Source organism: Peribacillus sp. TH16 (assembly GCF_016651095.1).
Classification (GTDB): domain Bacteria; phylum Bacillota; class Bacilli; order Bacillales; family DSM-1321; genus Peribacillus; species Peribacillus butanolivorans.
The window spans coordinates 24,858-44,158 of the sequence record NZ_JAEKEM010000005.1 but is presented as its reverse complement, the minus strand read 5'-3'; the positions used below and the strand labels follow the sequence as shown (position 1 = coordinate 44,158).

The window sequence follows — 19,301 nt, the reverse complement described above, 5'->3', positions numbered from 1 at the left end:
TTTTATCACCTCCCTATTCTATGCACAAGGTCTTGTTCCATAATACCAGCTTCCAGTCTTGTTAAAAGATTTATTGAATTTCTTTCCAGCTAAAGTGAAATTAATTCTTGGATTTTGATATCTATATTGATACAAATTTTCACAACCAGTAAATTTCTTTGAACCACTTCTATAATTATCCACTTTAAAAGTACCACTCATTAATTTTGAGGAAAAATATGTTCCTAATCCAACAACACTCATCCAATTACCAATTGCACTAGAAAATTCTGTTTTAGCAAATTTAAAATTAGTAAGAGCAGCAGCAGAAATTACACCACTAATTACTGTTACTACAGCACTTAAAGAACTTACATGTTTATTTAAACTAAGAGTTGTAGTAGACATATACTTAGGTGACTTTGCAGCAGCAGCCATTGTAGAAACATTAGATTCTGAATTTACTAATTCCGGATCTATTGATTCGTCAATCTTTAATTCTCCTTTTTCACCAAACATGACTTCTCTTTCTTCTATAGCCTTTTTAACTGTTTTATAAATTATTTCTTCTAATTCACGCTTCGATAAACGGATTTCATCTGGGAAAACGCTAGGCGACTTAATGGAGTTTTCCCCTCTAAACCCATTGATACAACTGCTTTTATTGCATCTACAAAGGATATATTATTAGCAAGTAATTTTTTTAGTTCTCTAAGCGCTTTAAAATCGCGTTCTTGATAAATTCGCTGTTCCTTTTCGTTACGATCAAAAGTATATCCTAGTTTTTCTAACTCAATTGACCACCTTCTTAGTATAGAGGTGGTTATTTCTAATTCTAGAGCAGCATCTTTAGAAAAATAACCAAAGGGTTGGGAATTACCAATGCGTTTTTCACCCCGTTTAGAAGAGGGGTCTATATTGTAAATAAAACCCTTTATAGTGTTTTATTAAAAGTTCAATAGCCTCATCTAACAATTTAGACTTAGCTATTTTTGTATTCTTTGCTAGTTCATCAAATTGTTTAGATAACTCTATATCAATTGCGTTAGAAATAGTTTTTCTATTTTTGAGACCACGTTTTTCCATTCTACAATGCACACCTTTTTCTTTATACATAGCGCTTATTTCAGCGACTTTTGTTCTGATTAAAGGTTCTAATACAATCATGCGTTACTTCGGTGTAGATGTTGGATTAAAAGAAGGATTTGGACAAATGGTAGCTGCATTTGCACTTGGTAAAGCAACGACAGGTAGCTTTAACAAATTAAAAAATATCGGAAATTCTAAAAAAAAAGACAGTCCTAGTCAAGATACGCTTGGTAATAATGAGAATAAAGATAAGTTAGATAATCAAGGAATTAATAAAGGTAAATCCATTCATAACAGTTCTTCAGGAACTAATAGCAACCCAATTAAAAATAGAAATCAATTAAGTAACTTTGGTGGTTCTTTGAAAGAAAAGTTGAGTGAAGGTATGGGCACCAGTATTAACTCTGCTAGTGAATATGTAAATGAACTACTGCTGCTACTTTAGAGCTTCAGGAGTGACTGAGAACGAAGGAAATACACTTCAAGGTGTAAATGCTTTAAATAAGCAGAATAAACCGTTACAGAGCGTTGGTGACCCTTCTAATGGTCTTTCTACTTTGGATAATAGTAGTTCAGAAGAAAATCAGATGAAAAGCGTTGGCCAACAAAATGTTCGCTCAATTAATGGCCAAGAATTACAAGGGAAGAATGTAGCAGTAACGCCAACGAATCAAAGACAAACGATTCAACAAGTTATCGTTAACAGCTTTAATAATCATCCAAATGGTAACAAGAAAAACGAGCAAATCTTAGCAAAAATGAAATTAAAAGAAGCGTTAGATCCTCCTAAAAACTTAGATGCTACAAGTAATGTGCGATTAAATCCTGGGAATAAGTCGATCAATCAAAACAAGTGGGGGAAGCACTAGCGATCATTCAAGACAAGAGAATATTCCATCTGGAAGTAATGCTACTCACTCCTTACAACAAGATGTCTTACAAAATGTTCAACCGAAATCTATGAATAGTCATCCAAATCAAAAAGATGTTGTTCAAAATATTAAGCCCAATAAAGTGAACAATAATCCATTAAAACAAGAAATAGAACAAGATATAAAATCTGCTCCACAGTCTAATCACACAGGTAAACAATCCATTGTTCGAGATGTTCAGTCAGGAAACAGCTAGGTAGTTCCGAATCATCAAACGGTGATTCAGGACATTCAAAAAGGTTCCGAAATGGTTCCGAGTAAACAACGCGTGATTCAAGAAGTAGAGAAGGCAAATGTGGCTACACCGCAATAAATACAACAAAATGTACAGAAAATTCTTACAAACGTAAGACTGCCACATGAAGCGCGTCAGACTGTTCAAAGAGTCATGGATGATGTTCAAAAGCAAAGGGGTAGTGCTCCCGAAACAGTCAAAACAAAGTGATCCAGGAATTAGAAAAGGTTTCTTTCGGAGCAAAAGAGCCTATTAAACAAGTAATTTTACAAGATGTCCAAAAAGCATTTACTGCTACACCGGAACAAGTACAACAAAATATAAAACAAGTAGTAGAAACAACAAATGATGTAAAAACAGCAACTACATTGCAACCGAAATGAGAAGAGAAATCTGGATATTTCGGTACATTATTCGGTGAAAAAGTAAATGAATATGAAAGTAAAAGTACAGAAAGGAAGGATACTAGATTCGATTTTATAAAAAATCTATAAGATCCAAAAGTTGAGTAAAATTGTTGACTATATCTCTAGAGATATTCCTATTTTAGACTATATCTTTAGAGATATTTAACTATATCTCTAGTATATCTACGCTATATCTAGACTATATCTTTCGATTGAAAAGTGACCCTAAAATGATATCACTAAAAAAGTACCTTGAACCCAATAGGCACAGCCTATTTAGCACCTTCCAAAATGGAAGTGATATCGGGTTCCCTTATGCTCTTTCCTAAAAAAGAGGTATTGAAAGAATGAGGTGACCAAGTGAACATCAACTAGCCGATATTCATTAACCATAAACAGAAAATAATTGAAGAATGGAAGGGATATTTAATAAGTGAGTACATTGGAAATTAGTTTTACGCAAACAAATATAGACATCATGGATGATCTAATTAAAAACAAGCGGGCATTAATAATTATGCTGATGCTGTTAGATTTGCAATTTTATCATTAGAGGATGATTCGAATTCTGATAGTAATACAAAAATATAAAAGTAAATAAATGCTCTGTCCAAAAACATAGATATTCTTACTGAAATGGTTGCAGGAGGATTTCATGAAGCAGATGTGAAGGCAATCGGTAGGGCTGAAGACACTTATATTTATGCTGATTCTAAAAAGAATGTAGCAAACAATATACAACGATCTACCACGATTAAATCAAAGAAGGATAATTCCAAAAGTAATTTTTCTCGACTATGAATGGTGGATTTGAGTTAACTAAGAGGGTATCTTCCTTATAAAACCTATATAAAAAATATCCAGCAGCAAACAAAACTGGAATGATCAAAATCGTACATTACAAAGACAAGAATTTTAAAGGGAACACAAAAACGACATATAGTGAATGGTGAAATCATGAAAAAATATTGGGTTTTTAAGATTTTAATAATTGTTTTACTTATGACTGCTTTATCAATTTTTTATCTTAAAGCTTTTTCGAAAACAGGATTCGTATTTTTAGTAGTAGCAGGTATAATCGTAGCTGTTTTAAATTTTCTAAACAACAAAGCGTATAAAAAAGAGGCTGATTTTTGTTTAAATCTCTCGGCTTATTCAGTCAAAGACTATTGGATTTTTCCATAGTCTTTTTTTTGCGGTTAACCGTTTTGTGTTTAGGGGGGGCAGGTAGCTAGTTAACCGTTGATATATTTAACTGCGGGGAAAGCCTTAAGATGGCAAAAAATCTCTGTATGGTGTCTGTCTACGGTACCGGACCGTAGGGAGGATAAGGAGTGGACAGACGCACTCTGCCACCCCCTATGATAGTAGTCTTGCCGTATACCGCTACGTACAGTGCGGTTGTACAGACCCTAGGGTGGGTCATATGAAGGTGCTAGCATTAGGAGGTGTTTGTGGATATGGTGGAATTTTTTCGAATCTGTACGAGGCCTCATAGAGTGCCCTATAGCCATAAAGAAAAGTTTCTGTAGATGGGTTAGACCTCCGCGTCACCACGAATGCATAAGAAAAACAGACATATACCTATGTCTGTTTTTCTTAAAATATATTTAACTCTTTAACACTTTTTTTAACATCTTATCCATGATTCCATCAGACGAATATCCTTGAAGGATTTCTTCAACTTTAGCTGAACCTTACTTATAGGCTATAAGTAAGGTTCACTTAAAGGATATGTTCAAGATGAGTGAAGGGAATTCACACCAGTATGGAGAATATGTGAAATAACAGTCATAACAGTGTGAAGGGAGTGTGAATAATGAAAATAAAAGAGGTATTAGACGAGCTATCCATGAAAGGAAATACAGTAGCCAAGATTGCAAAAAACAAGGCAAAGATTGGAGAGAAAAAATTAAAGGAAGCATTGCATAATACAGGGTATGAGTATCATAACAAAAATCCTAAAGTCTGGTTTTATGCAGGTGAAGGAGAACAACCCCTTTATCAATCAGTGTTTGAGTTTATTAACGTACAGACTAGTTTACCCGTTGTGAAACAGGATTCACCTAGAAAACCACAAGTTAATTCACTCGATGTGAAAAGCGTAAGAAATGAAGGTGAACATAATGTTCACACGGGTTTCACACCAGAAGAAGTAGCAATATTGAGGGACCTGATAAGGATATATGTTCTTGATGAACAGCATAAGGAGAACCAGGGAGATAGAGACGATTTATATCAGAGGGTAATCACTTTAGAAAAAAAGGGTGACAAAGTAAGGAAAACCATAGTCATAAATCGAGAAGTTGGGTCTTTACTAGATAAGTTCGCAGACCAACAGAAGTTTAATAAGAGTGATCTCATAGAGATAGCAATATTGGATTTAATTAAGAAATATCAGTGAAGCATAATAAGAAGCTACAGGAGCCCCTATATAAGAGTATTTTAAATTGAAGGGTTACTATTAGGGGTCAAGGCCCCCCTAACAGTTTTTCATTCCCGTATAAACGAGGACCGCATCTCTTAAGAATTTAGCTGTTCCAGGCTGTTTAGCGTCATAGTATGAAGTGAATCTTTCATCGTCTACATATAACTGAGCAACTCCTGCATGTGCTTCTTTCGTATAGCTATCCCAATAAAAGCTTAACCACTGACGATGTAAATCAGCGCCTTTTTGAGCTAATTCTCCAGCAGGATCACCAGTTTTAAATGCAGCATGAAGTGTTTCAAGCACCTCTGTCTCAAGTTTTGTAACCTTTTCATATTGTTTTTGCGACATACCTTTTACTTTTTGATTAGCCTTGTTAACCGCGTCATTCCCGTATTTCTCACGAGCTTCCTTGCCATACCTCATTTCATTGTCATCAACTAACTTCTGCTTAAACCCATCAAACTTTTCTTTATTAGACATTGTAATTCTCCCTTCTGTTAACGAAATGGTTTTATCAACATTTGAAATCAGTAAATCCAATTGATCTCTTTTTTCAAGAAGCTTCTGGCGATGTTCTCTCAGTGCTTTCTCTCTATCAAAAGAGGGTGCGGTAACTATATCTTTAATGCTTTCTAAGCTCACACCTAGCTCTCGGTAAAAAAGTATCTGTTGTAGCTTATCAACTTCATCTTGACCATATATGCGATATCCTGACGAGTTAATTCTTGCTGGTTTAAGAATCCCAATTTCATCATAATATCTCAAAGTCCGAGTACTAATACCGGCTATCAACCCTAGTTTTTGCACTGTATACTCCATTGTCGTTACCTCCTGACAAAATAACTATAAACCTTTACGTTGCGTCAAGGTCAATAGTTATTTGAAATATTTTTATAGTAGATAAACGGCCTGTAGAACCCCCACAAAGTGCGTATCTGCATCTTTGAGACTCACGATTCTGTCTTTTACCGTGTAATCTATGGTTGGTGCGACTTTGGTTTTAAGATGTTATAGGAAGACGGAAGCTGAATTTATTTATGACTTTTAGTTTACCTCGGAAGGTTAATAATGTGGTTGCCTGAAAAAGTTATTGTCAAAACGTCACTTGATTATGTAAAAGAGCAAGGCTGCAAGGTTGATGATATAGGTGGGTTCTCTATTATCGCAATTAAAACCATTCATAGTTTCTCTTCATTCACAATTCATGGATTAAGCCTGGGTGTTTTTTGATGGTCAATGTTTTCCCATTGCAGAAATTTATTAAATTTTAATAGATGCTAGCCCGTACAATGTCTTACATTTTTGAATTATATATGGGGAGGTTATAAATTTGTAATCTAGCAAGGAAAAAAGGTAAGAAAGAATTATGTATCTTTTTTCATGAAAGGAGAGAATTTGTGGACACGCAATACTTAAATCAATGCATACAAAATATACAAGTTCAAAATGTGGATAATGCAGACGTGGAGGTAGTCAATAACTCGCCATTGGTTATGATTGGTAAAGGACGTCAGGGAGCGGTTTTTCAACTTTCTGACGACATTTGTGTGAAAGTGTTTGGTAATACTGAAGACTGTGAACGAGAATACTATGCTCTTTCCCTTGGGCAACACACAACCCTATTTCCAAAAGTCTATGCGAATGGACCGCTTTATATAGCGATGGAAATCATTAAAGGGGTCGATGTACGTGAATACTTGCAATCGCAGCCCCTAACTATAGAACTTTCCACTAAATTGATTGAGATGCTAATCACGTTTAAAGAAATAGGTTTTGAGCGAATTGACCATCATAAGAGGCAAATTTACCTGCTACATGATGGCAGTCTTAAAGTAATTGATGTTGCCAGGACTGTTTGGCGTGATCGAGTCTATCCCTATCCCCGTAAATTATTAACTTCCCTAGGTGAAGAAAATAAGGAATTGTTTTTATCCCATGTGCAAGAACTAGCCCCCGAGTTGTATGGAGAATGGATGCACTATATCCGAATGGAAGAGATATCCCGTGAAGTGTACCAAGTACTCATGTCAGAACCGAAAAATACCAATGCTGTCAAAACTCTAAATAAAAGGTTGTTGACAACAAAAGATGAGAATAATTATGTTGTTCAACTAGAAGGCTTAGTACACAAAGTATTTAAAGAAGAATGGGTTAAAACGATGCTCGCACGGGGGGTTGATCCAGATACGGTAATGGGAAAAATCGATGAGTATTGGGACTACCATGAACAGGCATGGGAAAGTGTACTTGAAAAGGGAGGGCATAGTGAAAAGGACAAACAAAAAAAAGGGACAAAAAACGAGATAAGTACAAAAAGCAAAAAAACGGAATTGTTAAATAAGTATTGGGACTTTCTTGAAAAGGGAAGACATAGTGAGAAAGATAAAAATCGAGACAAAGACAAAGACAAAGATAAAGACAAACAACAAAACATGACAAAAAACGAGCAAAATCAGACAACAAATAAGGATAAGAACAAAGATAAATCAAACAACAAAAAAGGACAAAAACGAGATAAAACAAAATAGCCTCGTCATAAATAAGCGTGAGAACCCCGATGATGCTTACAATAAATAAAGAAAAGTTCTATTTCTAAAGCTAAGTATTTGAGGCGGAGCCCAAATGTAAACGAGGAGAGACCAATATGAAAGTACTTGTTATCTGGCGTTTGCTCACAGTTGGAGGGGTAAATGCCGGATGGAGAAACCGCGCGATCTATTTTAAAAAATATGGAATTCAGACAGAATTTCTGTACACGACAGATCACGGTGGGCTACACATTATGCAGGATATAGCTCCTGTTTACTTAACCAAAAACGAACAGGAGATTATTAAAATAATTAAGAAAAACGCCTATGACGCAATCATTGTTGTAGACACAGGTGCTGCCTATAAATGGATTCGTAAAGCAAAGTATATGGGCCCCATAATTGTGGAAGCTCGTACACCAGAACTTATGAAGTTAAAACCTCACTTAAAATCCTTTAAAGGAATTGAACCGGTATCCATCGTTGTTCCTTCACAGTATCAAAAACGGTTAGTGTCCATACTGACTGATTTCATCCCCATCAATGTGATTTACAATGGTGTGGATCCTTCTTTTTTCCGCCCTTTATCTACTGAAGAAATTGATTTCGAGAGTACCCCGATACTACCAAAAAACAAAAAGATTATCGGGTGGATTGGCAGGTTGGACAAACGTAAAAACTGGCCAATGTTGCTTGAGGTTGCAAAAAGGATTAAAAGTGAGCGCGATGATATTGAAATTTGGGTTATTGGAGGAGCACAAAGCGTTCAACGTGAAGAATTTGAAGCCAAATGGCAAGAGGAACAGCTCACAGATATCATCAAATGGTTTCCAATCATTCCCTACCAACAAATGCCGCATGTCTATGCGAAAATTCGTCAATCAGGAGGATGCACTCTCGCTACCACAAAATCAGAATCATTTGGCAATACCTTTATAGAATCGATGGCTTGCGGTGTACCTGTTGTTGCTTCAAATATGATGCCAGTCACAGAATTGGTTGTAAAAGCGAAAACTGGACTGCTCTTTCGTGGACAAAATGTCGAAGACGCGGTTAAGCAACTATACGGTATCTTAGATCAACCAGATTCTTCCTATCATGATATGTCGGAAGCAGCCATAGTTCACATTCAAAATAAATTTGCAATTAATGTGGTGGCTGATCAGTATATTCATTTGTTACAAAATATTTGCGATATGGAAAATGGAGCGAATGAGGAGGGGAATGACACATGATAATGCCCACTGTTTATCAAAAGAAACTGGAAGGGAAATCGAACGCACATCTCATTACATTTAGTGATGGAAAAGATTATGTGGTGAAGTATTTTCAACCAGGCTTTGAAAAAACTTTACCAAATGAATGGGTCGCCTACTGTTTAGCCCGTTACCTCGGACTCCCTATTCCATATGCCCGATTGGTGGAAATTCCACAAGAATTTTCTTCCCAAGTTCCGGAACTGGCGCAGATGAGTCATACCAACTTTCAATTTGCCTCATCGTACGTACCCAATTGTATTGATGGTCACCAAGCTTTCCATGTTTCCAATATTAACAACCACCAGTCGCTAGCCAGTATTATTTTATTTGATTACTGGTTGTGTAATGGAGATCGAACCCGTAAAAACATTCTCCTACATGAAGAAAATCTGAATTCCTACCAATTGTGGGCCATTGACCATGCAGAAGTGTTCGGATCTTACAATTGGCTTCTACCTGATTTAGGAAGGCTTCCAGTTGGGATTCTGAAAAGTGCAACTCACCAAATAATGGCACTATTTATCGAAGACGAGAAACAATTTACCGAGCAACTGGAACTAATTCAGACGATGCCTATTCTATTAATCGAAGAAATTGTTGCTCTTATACCTGACGACTGGGGTGTATCAATGGAGGAAAAAAAGGGAATGGTTACTACGCTGCTGAGCCGCCGCAAAAACATTCTTCCAAAGCTCGTGCAGAAATTCATCCTAAATATATATCGACCATTACACCAAGACCGTGGATAATTCCAATGTTTATTGAGTAACAGTCTTTAAATTTGGCACGAAACAAACAAGGGATTGAGCATTATGTACGATTAAATATTTTCTAGGAAGGAATCAAAAGAATTATTTTCGTTATTGAAACCGTTTTATTAGCAAAAAGACTAGCCTTAAGGCTAGTTCTCTTTACTTTGTTCTAAGAAAAGTAGTTTGAAAGGGAATTTTATTCAAAGAAAAAGAAACGCTCTCGATAAGATAAGGATTTGTTTCCTAGTAGAAACAAATAGAAGGTTAGGGGAATTAATATTTAGAGTATTAGAAGATAAAAAGAGACTTAAATTGTAAACTTGCTTTTGTATATAATACATTTAAGTGTTTCGAGTGTGATGTAAAAGAAAAGATGATCAAAACTTTTTTCCTAGTTGATGTATGAGCCCACATAGGGTTCTTATCTATGTTTTGTTTCCCAATCAAAATTAATTTCTTTATCATCCCAAGGAATTCTTTTTTCATCTGGTTGGGAAGCGTTATACGACTTTGTCGTACAATACAGAACAGTTGCTGGCTTTTCGCCAAGCACGCGGTAACCGTGAGCCACACCTTTGGGTATGAGTAAAATACTAGGATTATTTTCGCCCATATAATAAACATTTGTTTCACCCTTGGTAGCAGAGTGTTCTCTCAAGTCATGTAAAACTACTTGAGCATTACCTGATGATATAAACCAAAGGTCATCTTGCTCTTCATGGTAGTGAAATGCTTTGATGACGCCTGGATAAGATGTTGTCCATGAAAGTTGACCAAAATGAGATAAAAGATGGTCATCATCTCTTACCACTTCTGCAAAAAATCCTCTATCATCACAATGCTTAATTAATTTTTTTGATATAACGCCTTCAATGGCCATTTTTTTCATCATCTTCCTTTTTTAAGTATTCATATAATCCTTCTTTCCAATTTCGCAAAAAGATCCCATTGGAATTCAACTTTTTTTGACTTAAAATAGAATACATGGGTCTGGGTGTTTTAAGACCGTATTCTTCCGTAGAAACTGGGATGACCACTGTTTGTGAGTTTAAGAAGGTTACAATTTCGGTTGCAAATTCAAACCAGCTGCAACTTCCAGAGTTTGTGACATGATAAATGCCATGCGGTCTTGTTAGTAGTTTATTAATTGCTATTCCAAGATCTTTAGTGTAAGTAGGACAACCGTATTGGTCATGAACAACACGGATTTCTTGTGAATTACCCGCCAACTTTTTTATGGTATTGACGAAATTTTTCCCCTCATGTCCGTATAACCATGACGATCTAATGATTGTGGTACTATCATTAGCAGTTAGTGCTAATTCTTCGCCTAGTAGTTTGCTTTTTCCATAAATTGTTTGGGGGTCAGGATAATCCTCTTCTATATAAGGTTCAATTTTTTCACCATCAAATACATAGTCAGTACTAATATGAAAAAACTTCACTTTATTTTCCTTTGCTTCACAGGCTAGATAATAAGGTCCAATTCCATTAATTAAATAAGCTTGATCTATATCCGTTTCGCAAAGGTCAACTTGTGTAAAGGCTGCAGTATTAATAAGATAATCCGGCTGGATTTTCTCAATCATTTCTTTTATTTTCGTACGATTAGTAATATCTAATTGTTGTTTAGTATATGGAAATACCACATAACCTTCCTCTTTAAATAACTGAATGAGTTCTTTTCCTAATTGGCCGCCTGCACCTGTAATGACAATCTTCATATGGAAGTACCTTTAAATTTGTTCATGTGCCAACGAACTGTTTTTTCTAACGATTGATCAAAGTAAGAGGTTTGTTTCCAGCTTAACTCGTTTTGTAACTTAGAAGAATCAATGGCATATCTTCGGTCATGACCTTTTCTGTCTTCAACAAATTCAATCAAGTGGTCAGGCTTCCCCATTATTCCTAAAATTTGTTTTACGACATCGATATTTTTCCTTTCATTTCCGCCACCAATATTATAAACTTCACCCCAATTTCCATTTTCAAGAATAAGAGAAATTGCTTTACAATGATCTTCTACAAACAGCCAATCTCTTATCTGTAGACCATCCCCATAAACGGGGATTTTAAGGTTGTGAAGCGCCCTATTTACAATGGTTGGAATGAATTTTTCTATGTTTTGGAAAGGACCGAAATTATTACTGCATCTTGTCGTAATCAAAGGTAATTTAAATGTTTCATAGTATGATCGTACTAATAAATCTGAGCTTGCTTTCGTAGCCGAATAGGGATTGTTAGGTGAAAGAGGGGATTCTTCTGTGAATGGTTGTTGAGTCGAGCTTAAAGTACCATATACTTCGTCTGTTGAAATATGAATCATTTTTTTAGCATTGCCTTTGAGTAATCGTTGTAATAAATGATAAGTACCGACAATATTCGTTTGTATGAACTTATCTGCATTTTTAATACTGTTATCAACATGGGACTCCGCGGCAAAATGAACAATAGCTTCATATTTTTGATCCATCACAGCTTCGATATCTGTCTCATCTACAATGCTTCCTTTAATAAAGCGTAACCTAGAATCAGATGTTAGGGTACGTATTTCTTCAGGATGACTTGCATACGTAAGAGAATCTATAACGGTTATATTGTATAAAGTATTCTTTAGCAAGTAATGAACAAAGTTGAGACCGATGAAACCAGCCCCACCTGTAACTAGAAGATTCATAATTGCCTCCTTTCATTAAATAGCTGTTAATTTTCTATTAATCTTACAAGGTATTTCCCATATTCATTTTTCTCTAATGGTTTAGCTAAGTCCAGAAGTTGTTGTGATGAAATAAATCCTTTTCGAAAGGCTATTTCTTCTATACAAGCAATTTGAACGTTTTGCCGACTTTGAATGGTTTGGATAAATAAAGAAGCGTCAAGTAGTGATTCATGAGTACCGGTATCTAACCAGCTAAATCCTCTACCCAATAACTCAACATTCAACTGGTTTTTCTTGAGGTAACATTCATTCACCGAAGTAATTTCATATTCTCCACGAGAAGATTTCTTAATACTCTTTGCAATATCAATAACGTTATTATCATAAAAATAAAGGCCTGTAATTGCATAATGAGATTTAGGAGTTACAGGTTTTTCTTCCAAAGATATCACTTTCCGATTTTCATCAAATTCTACAACACCAAATCGTTCAGGATCTTTAACATGATAGCCGAATATAGTCGCACCATTATTTCGAGTAACGACTTCTTCTAGTGTTTTAGTGAAATTATGTCCATAAAAAATATTGTCTCCTAATATTAAAGATACAGAGTCCTTTCCTATAAAATCCTCTCCTACAATAAAAGCCTGTGCGATACCATCCGGTTTTTCCTGTGATATATAACTTATTTTGATTCCTAATTGTGATCCATCCCCTAATAAATTTTTAAAACGAGGTGTATCAAGAGGGGTAGAAATGATTAAGATATCTTTAATTCCAGCAAGCATTAGTACGGACAATGGATAATAAATCAAGGGTTTATCATAAACAGGTAATAACTGTTTTGAGACAACTTTCGTTAACGGGTATAATCTAGTGCCATATCCACCAGCTAATATGATTCCTTTCATTATTAAATGCACCTCCTCGAACAGAGATTTAAAAAACAAAATGAATGTAAATATTATCAGTTGCTGAACTTCACTGAAAAATTAATCCTTTTCATCATATGCACCAAGAATGTGATTGGATTCAGTGCAAATGAAGTGCGATTTTTTAAAAATGTATATAGATTTCTTATGAGATCGAGGTTTAATGACATAAAAAGGCTACAAAGCTAAGTTGAAAACGTGCTTTGTAGCCTTTTATTCTTTTCTTTTGGTTTGCTGAGATAAAAGTAAATCGGGTTTCTATTGATAAAATAATCAGTAAGTGTAAGTATCCTTTAACCCTGTCTATTAGAATAATAACAGGCTGATATGTTATCAATTAAATGAGTTTTCATTGTCCATTCCATAAAACTATTTTGAAATTGTCTTGGGCTTAATTTTTTTCACTGGAACCCATTTAGTTTATAACTATATGTTAAGCGTTATTAACCTACATTCTAATCTAAATCTTTTTTTAACTGTGCAGGTACCCCCGCATAAAGGGTTTTCGCAGGAACATCATTCTTTACAAATGCTCCGCCCCCTATAACCGACCAAGCCCCAATATTGATTTTTTCACGTATAGAGGAACCAATGCCAATGTATGCTCCTTCACCAATTGAAACATTACCTCCAATATTAACTCCAGGACCTATCGTGACATAGTCGGAGATGATATTATCATGGCTAATGTTTGAACTCCTATTAATGATAACAAAATTCCCCACCTGAACATTTGTGGTTATAATGGTTCCTTCACAAATAATCGATCCAACTCCAAGTGTGCTCCTCTTTGATATGAAAACAGAAGGGTGCACTATTGTGTCAGCAATCTCAAAACCTGCATTTTTGGTTTTGGTGACAAACCGCTTTTTTAGAGATGGGTCTCCTACACCAGCACAAACAATTTTAACCATGTTCCGAAGAGAATAAATATCATGAAGATCGCCCAATACCGGTACATCATCTATTATTAACCCCTTCATTTCCGATCTTTCATCAAGAAATCCTATAACCTCATAATTTGAATTTTCACACAGATGATTAACCTCACGTGCATGCCCTCCGCATCCCCAGATGACAATTTTCTTCATGGTTCCAATCCTTTGGCAAGTACTTGCGTTATTTGCACAATATCACTTTGTTTCATTTCTTCCCATAGAGGTAAACTCAATATGCGTCCTGAAATATTATTGGAAACAGGCATTAATGTCCGGTTGAATGATGTGAAAAAATTTTGTTGATGACAAGTAGGGGAAAAATAGGTTCGTGCTTCTATTTGATTGTCAGCCAGCAATTTCACATAATCTAGATTACTTTGATTTTTAGGACAGAGAACAGGCATAAATTGATGGGCAATTTCCCCTTCTGTTTTTTGGAGTTGCCACTCATTTTTTAACACAGGGGTTTGTTGGAATTGCTCTAGGTACCATTGATAAATTTGTTGTCTCTGTCGACTTTTTTCAGGAAAGGCATCCAGAGTTGCAAGAGCAATGGCTGCGCTATATTCTGATAGTTTGCTATTAAGACCTTGTGATATAGTTTCCCTATTAGTCGAGAACCCAAAATTTCCTGCTTGGCGAATTTGACTTATTAAGTCTTTGTCAGCGCTATATATTAAGCCGCCTTCACCAATACCAAATGATTTAGTAGCATGAAAGCTGAACACGATAGGGCCGGAGAAATTATTACCAAATGATCCACTACGCCCTGATGTTCCAAAACTAGGGGCAGCATCAAAAACCACCGGTATCCCCGACTCATGGATTTGCTTATAAAAGGATAGGTCTAAGTCTGTTCCAAAGGTTGCGTAGGGAACAACGACCGCCACTTTATCTCCTAATTTTGTTAATGCATCTTTTACAAGTTCCTCATTCATACACCAATCGTCTTTGTTCACATCTACAAAATAAGGTTCTAAACCACACCACATAGCCGCTAAAGGGGTGGCTGAAAAAGTAAAGCTAGGCATTAATGCAAACTGACCTTTAGGCTGTTTACTCTGATTAATAGCTAACATCAGTCCAATAGTAGCATTGTTGACCGTGAGCACCGCTCCGTTTCCTTCATAGTATTCGGTTAGGACTCTTTTTTCAAAAAGAGTATTCAATGGTCCGTAATTGCTGTACCATCTGGATTTTTCAATCTGGGATAAATAATTGGCATATGTGTCTTGTGTCACCAAGTTGGGTCGTAAAAACGGAATTTTAAGGATACTTTTCATCTCCGTTTCAATTAATCTATAAATTTAACTTCTTTCTTACATAATTGCCGCTAATTATTCGATTATCTATCCGAAAATATATTTAAATTCCGAATCAGGGCTGGTTTTTTCTATAAAGTAGGATTGTTGGAAAGACAGAACTGTATAATGTTATGACGCTGATACTGCTGAGCGATTTAATTAGATCTGAGCTTTTTTTTTAAAAACCTCTCTTGAACTCTTGAATTAAAAATTAAGTCTAGTCATTCATGATACGATTTATGATTGATGGAGATTTTTTGCAATTTTAACCACAATAGTTCTTTGGTGTACCTTCCATTAATATTCCTTGTAAATAAATTTTATGGCTATAAATTGGCGATTAATAGGAATCCTATAATTTTCAAATTTCTTTAGTCAAAAATGATGAACAATGACATCCGTTTAGCTATATAAGAGATATCAGCTATAGTGTCAAGTTATGGTAAAAAGCAGGGTGGTTTTAATCGGACTAAAGTACATATACCAAGGCTGAGTTTTCATTATATTTCTGAGGAATTGAAAGATGATTTTTAGCATAAGATTACATTGCGGATTAAGAGAAAATCGGACTAGAAGTAGAAATATGTCAGATAAACATATTTGTTACATTCTCAGTGGAGATAACTTTTAGGTTTATTGAGTAACCCGATAGTTTATAAAAATTTCCGGTCTAAGAATCATTGTAGTTTTATGGCTCATGTAGAGAAAAAGCAAAGTAAAACAAAGATTGCTTTGCAACAAAAAAGGTATTTTGCTATTGGTCTGAAAATGCCAGAATCAAGAAATTCGTGATGATCTGTATCCATTAGAATTTAGGAATAGAAAAAAATGATCATTACTAAACTACCTCAGGAACAGTTATTAAAAATTATACTCTGCATAAATGTGGATAAAAGGTGATAAAGAAAACGTATGTCAAAATGATCGCGCATGAGGAAAGCGACAAGTACTTATCATGCTAGATAATTATAAGACTTAGGTGATTTTCGTTAAAAGCGGGAGAAATAAAGGTTATCGGAAAACCAAAAATGACCGAATAAGGGGGCATTTTTTCTCCCCTTGAAAACATTATATCTAGGAGAGCCAGCATAATACACATATTGCTTTCTTCTGGATAAAAAGGTGGTAATTACGACATGCAAGATGAATTAGCCTCAATCGAAAGAACATTAAAAGAAAGCCTGATTAACGATATACATGATGTGGACTCCTTGTTGCAACTTGGTGAGATATACTATACCAGTGGTCGACAACAGTTATCCAAAATCTGCTTTTCAAAGATTCTTGATATTTCCAATGATATATATGTAAAAGAAAAGTCGAGAACACTGTTATTTAAATCCGAACATGATATTCAAACTAATCAAAACAAGGTTCAACCTGTTCCTGATTTCTTAGATTTACTTATCAAAGAGCTACTCGAGCATTCAATGAATGACTATTACTATAATATCGATATGGAACTTTTTGAGCTTATGGCTGTACCAGTTTCTATTGATCGGATAGTTGTTAACACACAAAACGAGAAAAAGGAAATTCTTAAACACATACAAGGAATTATTGAACTGTTTTACCATCTTGAAGATCAAGCCTCGCGGAATTTGTTGATGAAAGTTTTGGCATTTAGATTACTGGGCAATAAGAAAGTAAAGCTACCTCTAAATACTAATGAATATTGGTCTCAAAGGCAATCCCTTCAAAATCTTATTCACGCGAATGAGACTATTAAGACCAAATATCACGGATGGAACCTTTCCCTTTTTGATTTGAGAACAGTAGGATATGACCTCCAGCTATTCTGCATTTCTATTGGACTGAGCGCTACTTTTATGGATCGGCAATATGAGTACGATAAGATTGCACCTGCAATTAAAGCAAGGAAAGCTGATATTGTTATCGATGCAGGTGGGTGTTTTGGGGACACCGCACTTTACTTCGCTCATGAAGTTGGTGAAAATGGGCATGTTTATACAATAGAATTCATACCAAGTAATTTAGAGATTATGACTAAAAATCTAGGCCTGAATGAAAATCTTAAACAGCGCATTACTATTGTTGAGCGACCGCTTTGGAATGTATCAAATGAAAAACTTTATTACATGGATCAGGGAGCTGCGAGTTCTGTTTCATTCACCAAGACGGACGATTTCAATGAAGAAACATTAACGATTTCTATTGATGATTTGGTCAAAGAAAGAAATATTCCTAAAATTGATTTCATTAAGATGGATATAGAGAGCGCTGAAATGAATGCGCTGAAAGGGGCTACTCAGACTATCCAAACTTTTCGTCCTAAACTTGCCATTGCAATCTATCATCAAGTTAATGATTTTGCCAATGTTGTAAACTTCATTGCAGAATTAGATTTAGAATACAAGTTCTATTTAGGTCACTATACGATATATGCCCAAGAAACGATTCTTTTTGCAGTCCCGGAGTAAGAAATGGAAGGAGTTAAATTGAATTGGATATGAAAAATGGTGCTTTGTCTGACATGACACGTCGCCTTGCGGTAATCGATACCACTTTTCCATGGAAACAAAGTGGTTTTCGCTATTGGGAAAATATTGAAATTTTCAAACAGAGACCGGATACTCTTTTTTTTGCAACGGACTTAAATATGGATGAATTTCCTACACCAGTTTATAAGTTTGAGTTTTTTGAAATAATTGCAAAAAAAGAAGGGATTACTGATATATATTGTGTTTTTTTAAATCTTGTTTTAAGTTTGCAAGGTGCCTGTTATCTCTCTGATGGTACCTATATGCCTGGATCAAATCCAAGATTTAATATAAGTCCATTTATAAAAGAGAATGATATTAACATCCACACAACATTGTATCCTGGTGGTGGCCTGGATCCTTCCACTTCTGATCAATTTCTTCGTATGGCTGACCAAAATTGTAAAACGGTATTTACGAACATTGATGAAGTATTAAATGTTATCCCAACTAGCATTTATTTTCCGGTAGTAATCAATACGGATTTCTACTCTTATGTTCCAAAGTCTAAATCTAAACGAATACAATTAACTTTTTCTGCTCATCGTGCTGAACGTAAAGGTTTTCCATTATTGGCACAAGTATTTAATCAACTTGATGAACATTTTCATCTAAATATTATAGGTGATTGGCAGAATGACCTCCATTTACTAACGAATAAAAATTATACTTTTTTTGGTCTACTAAATCCTGAAAGAATAAAGATTCTTTATGAGCAATCCCATGTATTCATTTACTGTGGTACTCAAGATCAGTTTGCTCTGGATGGGTTTCCAACAACAGCAGCAGTTGATGCGATGGCAACTGGATGTGTTTTAGTTTCCACCAATCCTCGTAATGACCAATTTATACTTGAAAGCGGTGTAGACTATCTTGAGGTGGAAGCAGATTTGAACTCAATAACAGACACTTTGATCTGGATCAAGGAAAACTTCCAGCAAGCTATGGAGATTGGGATAAAAGGTGCAACTAAAATCAAAAATAATTTTGATTCTAAAGTTATTGTGAAATCAAAATTATCGCACATTTTCGGCAACAATCAATAATTAAATAAATTATACAGAATAGGAGCATATAAGTTAGGAGAAACGTTTTCTTGATATAGATGATACTGTCGAAAAATGGGGGTCTAAAGTGGATCATCATCTTGAAAAGAGACTCATATTCAAAACGTTCATCAAATCTACAAATTTTATCTGTAACTTTTCTCTTTACAAGTAAACAAAATCCAACAAGACGTAATACTTTCTTCGATCTCCAACATTGGTTTTCGACTTATTCGAAAGGTATTTCTTTAATGTCGGTATAATCCACATCATTTTGTAGGTGGACAACTCACATAATTACTCACCGGA

Annotated in this window: 22 protein-coding genes; 12 read left to right on the top strand and 10 right to left on the bottom strand. The window is 35.3% G+C overall.

What is annotated here, in order from left to right:
* Positions 1 to 18: 18 nt before the first annotated feature.
* The 3 genes from JFV29_RS13340 to JFV29_RS13330 all read right to left on the bottom strand — a co-directional run bounded on the left by JFV29_RS13340 (position 19) and on the right by JFV29_RS13330 (position 1,146).
* Entirely contained in the window at positions 19 to 498 is a 480-nt protein-coding gene (locus JFV29_RS13340; RefSeq protein ID WP_201184389.1) for a hypothetical protein, read from the bottom strand.
* 50 nt (positions 499 to 548) lie between these two features.
* On the bottom strand, positions 549 to 776 hold the full coding sequence (locus JFV29_RS31695; RefSeq protein ID WP_446728249.1) for a hypothetical protein: 228 nt from the start codon (positions 774 to 776) through the stop codon (positions 549 to 551).
* Positions 777 to 879: 103 nt separating this feature from the next.
* Entirely contained in the window at positions 880 to 1,146 is a 267-nt protein-coding gene (locus JFV29_RS13330; protein WP_446728247.1) for a ribbon-helix-helix domain-containing protein, read from the bottom strand.
* Here JFV29_RS13330 and JFV29_RS13325 point away from each other — a divergent pair.
* The 6 genes from JFV29_RS13325 (at position 1,145) to JFV29_RS13300 (ending at position 5,046) form a co-directional block, all read left to right on the top strand.
* Complete coding sequence (locus tag JFV29_RS13325) at positions 1,145 to 1,513, top strand: hypothetical protein (protein ID WP_201184557.1); 369 nt, start codon at positions 1,145 to 1,147, stop codon at positions 1,511 to 1,513. The two genes, JFV29_RS13330 and JFV29_RS13325, sit on opposite strands and share 2 nt — an antisense overlap.
* Before the next feature lie 10 nt (positions 1,514 to 1,523).
* Positions 1,524 to 1,937, top strand: coding sequence for a hypothetical protein (locus JFV29_RS13320; protein WP_201184384.1), 414 nt, complete (start codon positions 1,524 to 1,526; stop codon positions 1,935 to 1,937).
* 91 nt (positions 1,938 to 2,028) lie between these two features.
* Positions 2,029 to 2,196: a hypothetical protein gene (locus JFV29_RS13315; RefSeq protein WP_201184381.1), complete on the top strand. Its 168-nt coding sequence runs from the start codon at positions 2,029 to 2,031 to the stop codon at positions 2,194 to 2,196.
* A gap of 245 nt (positions 2,197 to 2,441) precedes the next feature.
* Positions 2,442 to 2,618 carry a hypothetical protein gene (locus JFV29_RS13310; RefSeq protein WP_201184378.1) on the top strand — a complete coding sequence of 59 codons (177 nt, stop codon included), beginning with the start codon at positions 2,442 to 2,444 and terminating at the stop codon, positions 2,616 to 2,618.
* A gap of 981 nt (positions 2,619 to 3,599) precedes the next feature.
* Positions 3,600 to 3,827 carry a hypothetical protein gene (locus JFV29_RS13305; protein ID WP_201251013.1) on the top strand — a complete coding sequence of 76 codons (228 nt, stop codon included), beginning with the start codon at positions 3,600 to 3,602 and terminating at the stop codon, positions 3,825 to 3,827.
* A gap of 634 nt (positions 3,828 to 4,461) precedes the next feature.
* Positions 4,462 to 5,046: a hypothetical protein gene (locus JFV29_RS13300; protein ID WP_201184373.1), complete on the top strand. Its 585-nt coding sequence runs from the start codon at positions 4,462 to 4,464 to the stop codon at positions 5,044 to 5,046.
* A 78-nt stretch (positions 5,047 to 5,124) separates the two neighbouring features.
* Here the strand turns inward: JFV29_RS13300 and JFV29_RS13295 are convergent, their stop codons facing one another.
* Positions 5,125 to 5,892 carry a MerR family transcriptional regulator gene (locus JFV29_RS13295; RefSeq protein ID WP_201184370.1) on the bottom strand — a complete coding sequence of 256 codons (768 nt, stop codon included), beginning with the start codon at positions 5,890 to 5,892 and terminating at the stop codon, positions 5,125 to 5,127.
* Positions 5,893 to 6,141: 249 nt separating this feature from the next.
* Here JFV29_RS13295 and JFV29_RS13290 point away from each other — a divergent pair, with 249 nt between their 5' ends.
* From JFV29_RS13290 to JFV29_RS13275, 4 genes are all read left to right on the top strand, one after another.
* The gene (locus JFV29_RS13290) at positions 6,142 to 6,303 is read left to right on the top strand and encodes a hypothetical protein (protein WP_201184367.1); all 162 of its coding nucleotides are present in this window, start codon (positions 6,142 to 6,144) and stop codon (positions 6,301 to 6,303) included.
* A gap of 167 nt (positions 6,304 to 6,470) precedes the next feature.
* Positions 6,471 to 7,601, top strand: a complete 1,131-nt coding sequence (locus JFV29_RS13285; RefSeq protein WP_242486866.1) for a hypothetical protein — start codon at positions 6,471 to 6,473, stop codon at positions 7,599 to 7,601.
* Between the two features lie 116 nt (positions 7,602 to 7,717).
* Positions 7,718 to 8,836 carry a glycosyltransferase family 4 protein gene (locus tag JFV29_RS13280; RefSeq protein ID WP_201184364.1) on the top strand — a complete coding sequence of 373 codons (1,119 nt, stop codon included), beginning with the start codon at positions 7,718 to 7,720 and terminating at the stop codon, positions 8,834 to 8,836.
* On the top strand, positions 8,833 to 9,609 hold the full coding sequence (locus JFV29_RS13275) for a HipA family kinase (protein WP_201184361.1): 777 nt from the start codon (positions 8,833 to 8,835) through the stop codon (positions 9,607 to 9,609). The genes JFV29_RS13280 and JFV29_RS13275 overlap by 4 nt, the downstream gene beginning before the upstream one ends.
* Positions 9,610 to 10,033: 424 nt before the next feature.
* Here JFV29_RS13275 and JFV29_RS13270 read toward each other — a convergent pair whose 3' ends face one another.
* The 6 genes from JFV29_RS13270 to JFV29_RS13245 all read right to left on the bottom strand — a co-directional run bounded on the left by JFV29_RS13270 (position 10,034) and on the right by JFV29_RS13245 (position 15,415).
* On the bottom strand, positions 10,034 to 10,492 hold the full coding sequence (locus JFV29_RS13270; protein ID WP_201184549.1) for a dTDP-4-dehydrorhamnose 3,5-epimerase family protein: 459 nt from the start codon (positions 10,490 to 10,492) through the stop codon (positions 10,034 to 10,036).
* Entirely contained in the window at positions 10,482 to 11,336 is an 855-nt protein-coding gene (rfbD, locus tag JFV29_RS13265; RefSeq protein WP_201184358.1) for a dTDP-4-dehydrorhamnose reductase, read from the bottom strand. Before rfbD ends, JFV29_RS13270 begins: the two co-directional genes overlap by 11 nt.
* Positions 11,333 to 12,289 carry a dTDP-glucose 4,6-dehydratase gene (gene rfbB, locus JFV29_RS13260; RefSeq protein WP_201184355.1) on the bottom strand — a complete coding sequence of 319 codons (957 nt, stop codon included), beginning with the start codon at positions 12,287 to 12,289 and terminating at the stop codon, positions 11,333 to 11,335. Before rfbB ends, rfbD begins: the two co-directional genes overlap by 4 nt.
* Positions 12,290 to 12,315: 26 nt before the next feature.
* Complete coding sequence (gene rfbA / locus JFV29_RS13255) at positions 12,316 to 13,182, bottom strand: glucose-1-phosphate thymidylyltransferase RfbA (protein ID WP_201184353.1); 867 nt, start codon at positions 13,180 to 13,182, stop codon at positions 12,316 to 12,318.
* 476 nt (positions 13,183 to 13,658) lie between these two features.
* Positions 13,659 to 14,294: an acetyltransferase gene (locus tag JFV29_RS13250; RefSeq protein ID WP_201184350.1), complete on the bottom strand. Its 636-nt coding sequence runs from the start codon at positions 14,292 to 14,294 to the stop codon at positions 13,659 to 13,661.
* On the bottom strand, positions 14,291 to 15,415 hold the full coding sequence (locus JFV29_RS13245) for an aminotransferase class I/II-fold pyridoxal phosphate-dependent enzyme (RefSeq protein ID WP_201184547.1): 1,125 nt from the start codon (positions 15,413 to 15,415) through the stop codon (positions 14,291 to 14,293). The genes JFV29_RS13250 and JFV29_RS13245 overlap by 4 nt, the downstream gene beginning before the upstream one ends.
* Before the next feature lie 1,166 nt (positions 15,416 to 16,581).
* On the opposite strand from JFV29_RS13245, the gene JFV29_RS13240 reads away from it, so the two are divergent.
* Together JFV29_RS13240 and JFV29_RS13230 are read left to right on the top strand one after the other, a co-directional pair.
* Positions 16,582 to 17,886 (top strand): FkbM family methyltransferase, encoded by a 1,305-nt coding sequence (locus tag JFV29_RS13240; protein ID WP_201184347.1) that lies wholly within the window; start codon positions 16,582 to 16,584, stop codon positions 17,884 to 17,886.
* 29 nt (positions 17,887 to 17,915) lie between these two features.
* Positions 17,916 to 18,992 (top strand): glycosyltransferase, encoded by a 1,077-nt coding sequence (locus tag JFV29_RS13230; RefSeq protein WP_242486870.1) that lies wholly within the window; start codon positions 17,916 to 17,918, stop codon positions 18,990 to 18,992.
* The last annotated feature ends 309 nt before the right edge of the window (positions 18,993 to 19,301 follow it).

Excerpts from the sequence above, each read along its gene's own strand:
- JFV29_RS13340 (WP_201184389.1), bottom strand. The coding sequence starts at position 498 with ATGTTTGGTGAAAAAGGAGAATTAAAGATTGACGAATCAATAGATCCG.
- JFV29_RS13325 (WP_201184557.1), top strand. The coding sequence starts at position 1,145 with ATGCGTTACTTCGGTGTAGATGTTGGATTAAAAGAAGGATTTGGACAA.
- JFV29_RS13330 (WP_446728247.1), bottom strand. The coding sequence starts at position 1,146 with ATGATTGTATTAGAACCTTTAATCAGAACAAAAGTCGCTGAAATAAGC.
- JFV29_RS13315 (WP_201184381.1), top strand. The coding sequence starts at position 2,029 with ATGAATAGTCATCCAAATCAAAAAGATGTTGTTCAAAATATTAAGCCC.
- JFV29_RS13305 (WP_201251013.1), top strand. The coding sequence starts at position 3,600 with ATGAAAAAATATTGGGTTTTTAAGATTTTAATAATTGTTTTACTTATG.
- JFV29_RS13300 (WP_201184373.1), top strand. The coding sequence starts at position 4,462 with ATGAAAATAAAAGAGGTATTAGACGAGCTATCCATGAAAGGAAATACA.
- JFV29_RS13295 (WP_201184370.1), bottom strand. The coding sequence starts at position 5,892 with ATGGAGTATACAGTGCAAAAACTAGGGTTGATAGCCGGTATTAGTACT.
- JFV29_RS13290 (WP_201184367.1), top strand. The coding sequence starts at position 6,142 with ATGTGGTTGCCTGAAAAAGTTATTGTCAAAACGTCACTTGATTATGTA.
- JFV29_RS13280 (WP_201184364.1), top strand. The coding sequence starts at position 7,718 with ATGAAAGTACTTGTTATCTGGCGTTTGCTCACAGTTGGAGGGGTAAAT.
- JFV29_RS13275 (WP_201184361.1), top strand. The coding sequence starts at position 8,833 with ATGATAATGCCCACTGTTTATCAAAAGAAACTGGAAGGGAAATCGAAC.
- JFV29_RS13270 (WP_201184549.1), bottom strand. The coding sequence starts at position 10,492 with ATGGCCATTGAAGGCGTTATATCAAAAAAATTAATTAAGCATTGTGAT.
- rfbD (WP_201184358.1), bottom strand. The coding sequence starts at position 11,336 with ATGAAGATTGTCATTACAGGTGCAGGCGGCCAATTAGGAAAAGAACTC.
- rfbB (WP_201184355.1), bottom strand. The coding sequence starts at position 12,289 with ATGAATCTTCTAGTTACAGGTGGGGCTGGTTTCATCGGTCTCAACTTT.
- rfbA (WP_201184353.1), bottom strand. The coding sequence starts at position 13,182 with ATGAAAGGAATCATATTAGCTGGTGGATATGGCACTAGATTATACCCG.
- JFV29_RS13250 (WP_201184350.1), bottom strand. The coding sequence starts at position 14,294 with ATGAAGAAAATTGTCATCTGGGGATGCGGAGGGCATGCACGTGAGGTT.
- JFV29_RS13240 (WP_201184347.1), top strand. The coding sequence starts at position 16,582 with ATGCAAGATGAATTAGCCTCAATCGAAAGAACATTAAAAGAAAGCCTG.
- JFV29_RS13230 (WP_242486870.1), top strand. The coding sequence starts at position 17,916 with ATGAAAAATGGTGCTTTGTCTGACATGACACGTCGCCTTGCGGTAATC.